Annotated in this window: 8 protein-coding genes; all 8 read right to left on the bottom strand. The window is 68.5% G+C overall.

The window, feature by feature from the left end; genetic code table 11:
* Nucleotides 1–61 precede the first annotated feature (61 nt).
* Nucleotides 62–1,102 carry an NUDIX hydrolase gene (locus tag ON43_RS20440; protein WP_040809807.1) on the bottom strand — a complete coding sequence of 347 codons (1,041 nt, stop codon included), beginning with the start codon at nt 1,100–1,102 and terminating at the stop codon, nt 62–64.
* Nucleotides 1,102–2,226: a glycosyltransferase family 4 protein gene (locus ON43_RS20445; RefSeq protein ID WP_040809731.1), complete on the bottom strand. Its 1,125-nt coding sequence runs from the start codon at nt 2,224–2,226 to the stop codon at nt 1,102–1,104. Before ON43_RS20445 ends, ON43_RS20440 begins: the two co-directional genes overlap by 1 nt.
* Nucleotides 2,223–3,254 (bottom strand): phosphatidylinositol mannoside acyltransferase, encoded by a 1,032-nt coding sequence (locus tag ON43_RS20450; RefSeq protein WP_063712582.1) that lies wholly within the window; start codon nt 3,252–3,254, stop codon nt 2,223–2,225. Before ON43_RS20450 ends, ON43_RS20445 begins: the two co-directional genes overlap by 4 nt.
* Nucleotides 3,251–3,922: a phosphatidylinositol phosphate synthase gene (gene pgsA, locus ON43_RS20455; RefSeq protein WP_040809733.1), complete on the bottom strand. Its 672-nt coding sequence runs from the start codon at nt 3,920–3,922 to the stop codon at nt 3,251–3,253. Before pgsA ends, ON43_RS20450 begins: the two co-directional genes overlap by 4 nt.
* A gap of 40 nt (nt 3,923–3,962) precedes the next feature.
* Complete coding sequence (locus ON43_RS20460; RefSeq protein WP_040809734.1) at nt 3,963–4,532, bottom strand: ATP adenylyltransferase; 570 nt, start codon at nt 4,530–4,532, stop codon at nt 3,963–3,965.
* Nucleotides 4,529–6,586: a threonine--tRNA ligase gene (gene thrS / locus ON43_RS20465; protein WP_040809736.1), complete on the bottom strand. Its 2,058-nt coding sequence runs from the start codon at nt 6,584–6,586 to the stop codon at nt 4,529–4,531. The genes ON43_RS20460 and thrS overlap by 4 nt, the downstream gene beginning before the upstream one ends.
* Before the next feature lie 364 nt (nt 6,587–6,950).
* Nucleotides 6,951–7,697: a (2Fe-2S)-binding protein gene (locus ON43_RS20470; RefSeq protein WP_040809809.1), complete on the bottom strand. Its 747-nt coding sequence runs from the start codon at nt 7,695–7,697 to the stop codon at nt 6,951–6,953.
* Between the two features lie 342 nt (nt 7,698–8,039).
* Nucleotides 8,040–9,085 (bottom strand): carbonic anhydrase (locus tag ON43_RS20475; protein WP_040809738.1); only part of this gene is annotated, 1,046 nt, incomplete at its 5' end.

Below are 9,085 nucleotides of genomic sequence, written 5' to 3' on the forward strand. Positions count from 1 at the left end.
GAGTGATCATCCTCGAGCACGGTGCGGCCGATTGCGCCCTCGGCCACCGTCTTTCACGTGGTCAGCGGATGGAGCGGACTTCGGGGTCGGTGTCGGAGTCGGCGGCGGTCAGGGCCTCGGGGAGGAGTTGGTCGAGGTGGTAGGGGTAGACGGTTTCGCCGGAGTGGTCGAGGTGGGCTATGTCGGTGGGGGTGCACCATTTGTTGCCGATGATGGAGCGGCGTTCGATGTAGTCGAGGTTGGTGGGGACCGGGTCGAAGGACTTGGTGCGGAGGGCGAAGAAGAGTTCCTCCGAGCGGATCAGTTCGCCGTTGAAAGGGAAGACCGCGACGCGACGCCAGAGGGGGCCGCGGAGGGCGGAGGAGTCGGCGGGGTGGCCGGTTTCTTCGTAGAGTTCGCGGATTGCGGCTTCGCGCAAGGTTTCGCCGGGATTGACGCCGCCGCCGATGGTGAACCAGAAGGGGACGTCGGGGACCTTGGGGTCGACTCCTTGGAGCAGGAGGACTCGGTCGTTTTCGTCCACCAGGACCACGCGGGCGGAGGTGCGGACGGTGTCCACGTCGAGACCCGTTGAGGCGGCGGCGGTTACGCGTTCCGCGATTTCGAAGTAGGTGGGCAGGGGGGCGGTACCGGCGAGGTGGACCCAGCGGACCAGGCGGCGGGTGCGCAGGGCGAGGGTGTCGCGGACGGCGTCGTTGTGGAAGCGGCGGGCGATCAGGACCCGGGCCTCGGCATCGGCGAGCTCGGCCACCTGCTGCGGGGGCAGGAGGGCGATGTCGACGGCGGACAAGGCTGCGGCGAGCTGGTTTTCGACGGTTTCGCGGTCGCGCCAGTTGGAGCGTTCGGCGCGGTCGGCCAGAGCGGTGAGGCGGCGGGCCTGTTCGACCAGGTTCGGGTCGTAGAGCCCGGCCAGGGTGGTGGCCACCGAGCGGCTGACGACGGCGCGCCGCGCAAGGGCCGCGTCCAGCGCGTGCAGGGCCTGGTCGGTGCGGACGTGCAGGCGGTCGAGGCGGTTGGCGGTGGTGTAAGCCCAGACGGCGGCGGTGATGAGCAGTGCCGCGATGAGGGTGAGGACCAGGATGGTGGTCGCGGAGAAGGTGATCATCCGGCGGTCCTGACGCGGACGTCGCCGACGGTGACGGTCTCGTAGACGCGCAGGATCTGCTCCGCCACCACCGGCCAGTCGTATTCGCCGACAACCTGATTGGCGGTGCGGATGTAGCCCTCGCGCACCTCGTCGTCGGTGAGCATGGTGCTGATCGCGCCGGCCAGCCGCTCGGCGTCACCGACCGGGACCAGCATGCCCGCGGTGCCGTCGCGCAGCACGCGGCGGAAGGCGTCGAGATCGCTGGCCACCACGGCGGTTCCGGCGGCCATGGCCTCCACCAGCACGATGCCGAAGCTCTCACCGCCCAGGTTGGGTGCGACGTAGACATCGGCGCTGCGCATGGCCGACGCCTTCTCGGCATCGCTGACCTGGCCGAGGAAGCGCAGATGCCCCGCGTTCTCCCCCGCCTCGCGCCGCAGCCGGTCCTCGTCGCCGCGCCCGACGATCAGCACCTCGAGATCCGGATGCTTGCGCACCAGCGCCGGCAGCGCGCCGAGCAGCACCTCCATACCCTTGCGCGGCTCGTCGAACCGCCCCAGGAACAGCACCGACTTCCCTTGCCGCGGATAGCCTTCCAGCAGCGGCGCGTGCGCGAACGCGAGCACGTCCACGCCATTGGGGATCTCGACGGCGTCCCCGCCCAAGGCCTCCACCTGCCAGCGCCGCGCCAGCTCGCTCACCGCGATCCGGCCGCTGATCTTCTCGTGATACGGCCGCAGCACTCCCTGAAAAGTACTGAGCACCAACGATTTCGTGGTCGAGGTATGGAAGGTGGCCACGATCGGCCCCTCCGCGATCTTCAACGCCAGCATCGACAGGCTCGGCGCGTTCGGTTCATGGATGTGCAGCACATCGAAATCGTTCTCGGCGATCCAGCGCCGAATCCGCGTATAGGCGGTGGGCCCGAACGACAGTCGCGCGACCGACCCGTTGTAGGGAATCGCCACGGCCTTACCCGCCGACACCACGAAATCCGGCAGCGGCGTGTCATCGGCGGCGGGCGCGAGCACGCTCACCTTGTGCCCCCGCTCGATGAGCACCTGCGCCAACTCGACGACATGGGCTTGCACCCCGCCCGGCACATCGAACGAATACGGGCACACCATGCCGATTCTCATAGCGCCCCTGTTCCCCGTGAACCCTCGGTCCCGGTGTCTACCACCGGCTCCCGAGAGCTCTGCGCACCTCGCGCGTCATTCCCCAGTGCCTGCTGCGCCGCCGCGATGCGGTCCAATCTGGCCTGCGACAAGTCACTTTCCCACATGGGCTGCAACATGTGCCAGTCGGCGGGATGGGCGGCGATATTCGCGGCGAAGACATCGGCCAGCGCCTGGGTTGCCGGGGCGACGCCATGGGAGACATCGATGGGCGGGAAGACCGCCATGCCCCAGCCCTCGGTGCCTTCTGCGTCCTGGGTGAACCAGCAGTGCACGGGCAGCAGAGCGGCCCCGGTGTCGACGGCGAGTTTGGCAGCCCCGGCGGGCATCCACGTGGGTTCGCCGTACATGGTGACCGGCACGCCCTTGCCGGTCAGGTCGCGCTCGCCCATCAGGCACACGACCTTGTTGTCGCGCAGTCGATCCGCGAGCTGAGGGAACGGCGGCTGCTCACCGCCGGTCAGCGGGAACACCTCGAAACCGAGGCTCGCCCGGTACTCGATGAACCGCTCGAACAGCGACTCCGGCTTCAAACGCTCCTGGACCGTGGAAAACGGGCCGTGGTTCTGCACCAGCCAGACACCGGCCATATCCCAGTTACCCGAGTGCGGCAGCACCAGCAGCACACCCTTGCCCCGGGCCAGCGCCGCATCCAGATACTCGGTGCCGTCGACGTGCAACTGCCCCAGCGCCGTGTGATCCATGGACGGCAACCGGAACGCCTCACGCCAGTAGCGGGCGTAGGACCGCATGCTGGCTTCGGTCAGGCTGTCGGGCACCGCATCCGGAGTGGTGCCGAGCACTCGGGCCAGGTTGCGCCGCAACATGTTCGGCTCGCCCCGGTGCGCCTTCTTGTTCGCCCGCCGGGCCGCGAAGTTGGCCCCGGCGTCGAATCCCTTGCGCGCCATACCTTCGGGTAGCCCGCGCACGACACGCCAACCGGCCGCGTACGCCTTATCGGTCAACGCGGACGTGAAATCGGTGGTCACCGCTGCGGTTCCTCCGGAGCCTTCGCCTTGGGGGCGAGAATGTCGCGGGCGCCGGGCGAATTGCGCACGGCCAGCACCCGCTGGAAGACGGTGATGATGCTCAGCACCGCGAGGATGTACATGGCGGCGTACACCGCGTACGACAGCCACTCGATGCCGTAATACCCACCGATACCGGTGAATCCGGCGCCGACCAGCACGATGATCAACCGGTCCGGCCGCTCGATGAGCCCGCCGTCGGCGGACAGCCCCGACGCCTCGGCCCGCGCCTTGACGTAGGAGATGACCTGCGAGGTCACCAGCACCACCAGGGTCGCCACGAACAGATGCTTGGACCCCTCGTGGTACACCGACCACCAGGCCAGCCCCGCGAAGATGGCCCCGTCGGCCACGCGGTCGCAGCTGGCGTCCAGCACCGCACCGTATTTCGTGCCGCCGCCCCGCGCCCGCGCCATGGCCCCGTCGAGCATGTCGAACATGACGAACAGCCAGATCACCATGGTTCCCCAGAACAGGTGACCGGTCGGGAACAACGTCACCGCCGCGGCGATCGAGGCGGTGGTGCCGATCAACGTCATCGCATCGGGCGTGAGGCCCGTGCTCACCAGCGCCTTGCCCAGCGGCGCAGTCGCTTTGGCGAACGTCTCGCGACCGAAGAAACTCAGCACGCTACCCGCAACCCTTTCATGCTGTGTTCCCGGCTCATGCCTAGTCGGCTTCCTTCCATGCCCGCGCCAGCAGCGCCCGCGTTTCGCGAAGCAATTGCGGCATCACCTTCACTCCGCCGACGACGGTAATGAAGTTCGCGTCCCCACTCCAGCGCGGCACGATATGTTGATGCAGGTGATCGGCGAGTGAACCCCCGGCAACGCCACCGAGATTCAGCCCGACATTGAACCCCTCGGGCCGCGACACCTGCTTCATGACGCGAATCGCCTGCTGGGTGAACGCCATCAGCTCGGCGCTCTCCTCCGGCGTCAGGTCCTCCAGGTTCGCGACGCGACGGTAAGGCACCACCATGGTGTGGCCCGGGTTGTACGGGTACAGGTTCAGCACCGCGTACACCCACTGCCCGCGCGCGATGATCAGCCCGTCCTCGTCCGACATCTCGGGGATGTCGGTGAAGGGGTGCCCGGTCTTCTTGGGCGTCTTGGGTTCCTCGACATCGCCGGTGATGTAGGACATGCGGTGCGGGGTCCACAGCCGCTGCAGGCGGTCCGGGTCCCCGGCCCCGGTGTCCGTGATCTGCTCGGGCCGGGGCGCGGTCGGTTCACTCATTGATCGCCTTTGCGGATCTCGAAGCCCTCCGCGGTGGGAGAAGCGTTCTCGCGCCGCTGAATCCAGTCGGTGATGGTGGCGACCGCGTCGGCGACGGGCACGCCGTTGACCTGGGTGCCGTCGCGGAAGCGGAAGCTGACCGCGTTGTTCTCCACATCGCGCGCACCGGCCAGCAGCTGGAACGGGATCTTCTGCGCGGTCTGGTTGAAGATCTTCTTCTGCATGCGATCGTCGGACTTGTCGACCTCGGCGCGGATGTTGTTGTCGCGCAACGCCTCGATGACACCGTCGAGGTGCTCGACGAACGCCTCGGCGACCGGGATGCCCACCACCTGCACCGGCGACAGCCACGCCGGGAACGCGCCCGCGTAATGCTCGGTCAGCACACCGAAGAACCGCTCGATGGAACCGAAGAGCGCACGGTGGATCATGACCGGGCGGTGCTTGGCGCCGTCGGAGCCGGTGTACTCGAGCTCGAACCGCTCGGGCAGGTTGAAGTCCAGCTGGATGGTCGACATCTGCCAGGTGCGGCCCAGCGCGTCCTTGGCCTGCACGGAGATCTTCGGACCGTAGAACGCGGCGCCGCCCGGATCCGGGACCAGCTCCAGACCGGAGTCGGTGGCCACCTTGCGCAGCGTCTCGGTGGCCTCCTCCCACAGCTCGTCGGAGCCGACGAACTTCTTCGGATCCTTGGTGGACAGCTCCAGGTAGAAGTCGTCGAGGCCGTAGTCGCGCAGCAGCGAGAGCACGAACTGCAGCGTGGAGGTGAGCTCCGCGTGCATCTGCTCCTTGGTGCAGTAGATGTGCGCGTCATCCTGCGTCATACCGCGCACCCGGGTCAGGCCGTGTACGACGCCGGACTTCTCGTAGCGGTACACCGAGCCGAATTCGAACATGCGCAGTGGCAGTTCGCGGTAGGAGCGCCCGCGCGACCGGAAGATCAGGTTGTGCATCGGGCAGTTCATCGGCTTGACGTAGTAGTCCTGGCCGGGCTTGCGCACCGAGCCGTCCTCATTGAGTTCGGCGTCGAGGTGCATGGCCGGGAACATGCCGTCGCGGTACCAGTCCAGGTGGCCGGAGACCTCGAACAGATGGCCCTTGGTGATGTGCGGGGTGTTGACGAACTCGTAGCCCGCCGCGATGTGGCGGCGGCGCGAGTAGTCCTCGAGCTCCTTGCGGACGATGCCGCCCTTGGGGTGGAACACCGGCAGGCCCGAGCCCAGCTCGTCCGGGAAGGAGAACAGATCCAGCTCCAGGCCCAGCTTGCGGTGATCGCGCTTCTCGGCCTCCTCCAGCAGGCGCAGGTACTCGTCCTGGGCCTCGGTGGATTCCCACGCGGTGCCGTAGATGCGCTGCAGATCCTCGCGCGACTGATCGCCACGCCAGTAGGCGGCCGAGGACCGGGTCAGCTTGAACGCCGGAATGTACTTGGTGGTCGGCAGGTGCGGGCCGCGGCACAGGTCGGCCCAGATCAGCTCGCCGGTGCGCGGGTCCAGGTTGTCGTAGATGGTCAGCTCTTTGCCGCCGACCTCCATGACCTCCGGATCATCGATGCCCGACTTGTCGGAGATCAGCTCCAGCTTGAACGGCTCCTTGGCCAGCTCGACCCGGGCCTCCTCGACCTCGACCACCCGGCGCGAAAACCGCTGCGCGCCTTTGATGATCTTCTTCATCCGGGATTCGAGCTTGGTCAGATCCTCCGGCGTGAACGGCCGCTCCACCTGGAAGTCGTAGTAGAAGCCGTCCTTGATGTACGGGCCGATGCCCAGCTTGGCGTCCGGGAACTCCTGCTGCACCGCCTGCGCCAGCACGTGCGCGGCCGAATGCCGGATCACATTGCGCCCGTCCGGGGAATCGGCGGTGATGGCCTCGACCTCGGTGTCCAGCTCCGGGATCCACGACAGGTCCTTCAGGTCACCCGCGGCGTCGCGCACCACGATGACCGCGCCCGGCCCCTTGCTCGGCAGATCCGCCTCGCGCACCGCGGCCCCGGCGGTAGTCCCAGCCGGAACCCGGACGCGGGCGACTGGGGTCTGCTGGGCTGAGGTGGTCACGGCTGCGCACTCCTTGGCATCGTCATAGGCGAGAGGTCCCGCCAGGTCTGGTGCGAGGAGTACTCCTCCCCGCGATCGTGGCCGGTCACGAAACGCATAGCTCCGGCGGCCACCACTCTATCGGCACGGTTCTCCCCGCGCGCCGATGGACCGCCCCCGCCGCGTCGCCACCCCGGACCGCCACCCCCGCAAGCCATGCTGACCTGCCCGAATCCACGCCACGAGTGGCCCGTCGGGCCCCGCGCCGAGAACGGGCCGAATCACCGCCCATCAGGCCCGATCGCCGGGGATCTGCGCGCCGGGCGCGAAATCGAGTGCGCCCCGCGCCAACTCGCACCGCGAACGCGACCCGATCGGCCGATCCTCAGCCGCGAGCGGCCAGCTCGGCGAGCAACGCTTCCCGCTGCGGAGCAGGGCGTTTGGGGCAGCTGGTGCACATCTCGCAGCCGGGGACCTCGAAGACCAGGCAGCAGGAGATGCGGCGGACGAAAGTGCGGCCGCCGATGTCCTGGAAGCGCGGGACCGGCAGGCGGCCGGCCACGTCGCGGGCCAGGCGGGCACCGGCTTCGGGAGCGCCGATGTCGAGGGCGCGATTGCCGATGGCGTCGGCGACGATCGCCCAGAGGGAGGGGACGCCCGCGCCGGAGACCTCGGCGACGACCGGGATCACGCGGGACAGCGTGTGCCGGAGGGCGTGACCGACGGGCGTGGTCGTGCAGCGCTCGGCCGAGGGGGCCTCCGGATGGGCGGAATTCGCCTCCGCCGCTGCAAGATTCGCGTCGGAGGCGTGCATCGCGGGGATGGTCGCGGCGAGCGCCACCGCGTAGTGATGCCGCTCCGGAATCACCCGCTCGACCCCGCCGTCCGGCCGGATCTCCAGCCCGATGTGCTCGAGCGCCGGATCGAACGCGGGCTCCCCCGAGGCCACGGCCGCGACGATCGGATCCACCAGCGAGGACGCCGCCATGCACCACCACAGCGTGCCCGACACCCGCGAGTTGCCAGTCCCCCACGAGATCCCCATATCGGCGATCCGCTCGGCCAGCCACTCCGCCCGCACCAATTCGGTGCCCGGCACCAGGGCCTGTGAAACAGGGGGCTGCGCAACCATTTCCATCCGACTCCGATCCCGGCCCGACTATCGATGATTACTACGCATATCGGTGATTACTACGCACAGTGGTTACACCCACAATGCCCACGCGGTGGCCGCCGCGATAGCGACTACCACCACAATGTCACGTTTCACCCCCGCCGTGTGCCGCTCCCCCGAGTCGACTCCCACCCCATCGTCCGAGCCCGCCCCAGCCTAAGCCGCGCCCCACCGACCCTCCCGCCGACACTCCCGAGCACCCCGACGCTCTCCACGAGAATGCACTGGCGCAGGCCCCCTCTCGGGAAATGCCTGCGCCAGTGCATTCTCGTCGTTCAGTTGGGTGGGGTTAGCTGTGGGCTAGTGGGTGTGGGCCAGGGCCGATAGGTCGGGGGCGTCGATTTCGGCGATGCCCGTGGGGGTGACCTCGAGGACTCGGGCGGGGCCGATGTCGAAGAAGAGGCCGGAGACCTTCAGGCCGCGGTCGTGGATCGCGCGGCGGACGATCGGGTGGGAGCGCAGGGTTTCCACCTGGACGGCCACGTTGACGATCGAGAGCTGGTCGGCGACACCGAAACCGGCCCGGGCGGCTGCGGAGGCTACCGGGTCGTCGGGGTGGAAGCGGTCCAGGCTCGGGCGGGCGTGGACGAGCCAGTTGCCCAGGCCGGGGCCGGTGGGGCCGCCCGCGACGAGTGCCTTCATGGCGCCGCAGGCCGAGTGGCCGCAGACCACGACATTGTCGACGCCCAGTTCGTCGATGGCGAAGGCGAGCGCCGCCTCGATCGAGCTGTCGCGGCCGCCGGGGACCACCAGGTTGCCGACATTGCGTATGGTGAACAGGTCACCGGGTCCGCTGTTGGTGATCACGTTCGGCACGATCCGGGAATCCGCGCAGGTCAGGAAGAGCGAGTGCGGGTTCTGGGTGTCGCGCAGCTCGTCCAGGTGCGGGCGCACCACGTGGGCGTTGCGGCGGTGGAAGGCGGCCACACCCTTGGTGATCGGATTGCCCTCGCCCTCGCGCCAGGGCCGCAGTACATCGTCGAGCATGGTGCGGGCGCGGCCGCGGACGGGCGGGCCGTCCAGGGCGTGCGCCATGTGCGCGGTGCCGAGTTCCACGAATTCGACCGTGCCGCCGGTGCTCTCGTGCTGGCGGGCCCAGTCGTGGATGGCCTCGTAGCCGGCGTGGTCGAGGAAGTCGACGCTCATCTCGACCAGCACATCGGTGCCCGACGGCACCTTGCCCAGTTCCGAGGACAGCTTGGGCAGCGCCAGGAAGGTGCAGGTGCCATCGATGCTGACCAGCCAGCGGTCGGTCCCGGCCACCGGGGCGGCGTTCACCACGACCCGCACGACGCGCCACAGCAGCAGGCCGAAGGCCAGTGCCAGGCCGATGATGACGCCTTCCA

This window comes from Nocardia concava NBRC 100430, from assembly GCF_000308815.1.
GTDB lineage: Bacteria > Actinomycetota > Actinomycetes > Mycobacteriales > Mycobacteriaceae > Nocardia > Nocardia concava.

Coding starts and splice junctions, on each gene's coding strand:
- ON43_RS20470 (WP_040809809.1), bottom strand. CDS start 7,697: ATGGTTGCGCAGCCCCCTGTTTCACAGGCCCTGGTGCCGGGCACCGAA.
- ON43_RS20445 (WP_040809731.1), bottom strand. CDS start 2,226: ATGAGAATCGGCATGGTGTGCCCGTATTCGTTCGATGTGCCGGGCGGG.
- ON43_RS20460 (WP_040809734.1), bottom strand. CDS start 4,532: ATGAGTGAACCGACCGCGCCCCGGCCCGAGCAGATCACGGACACCGGG.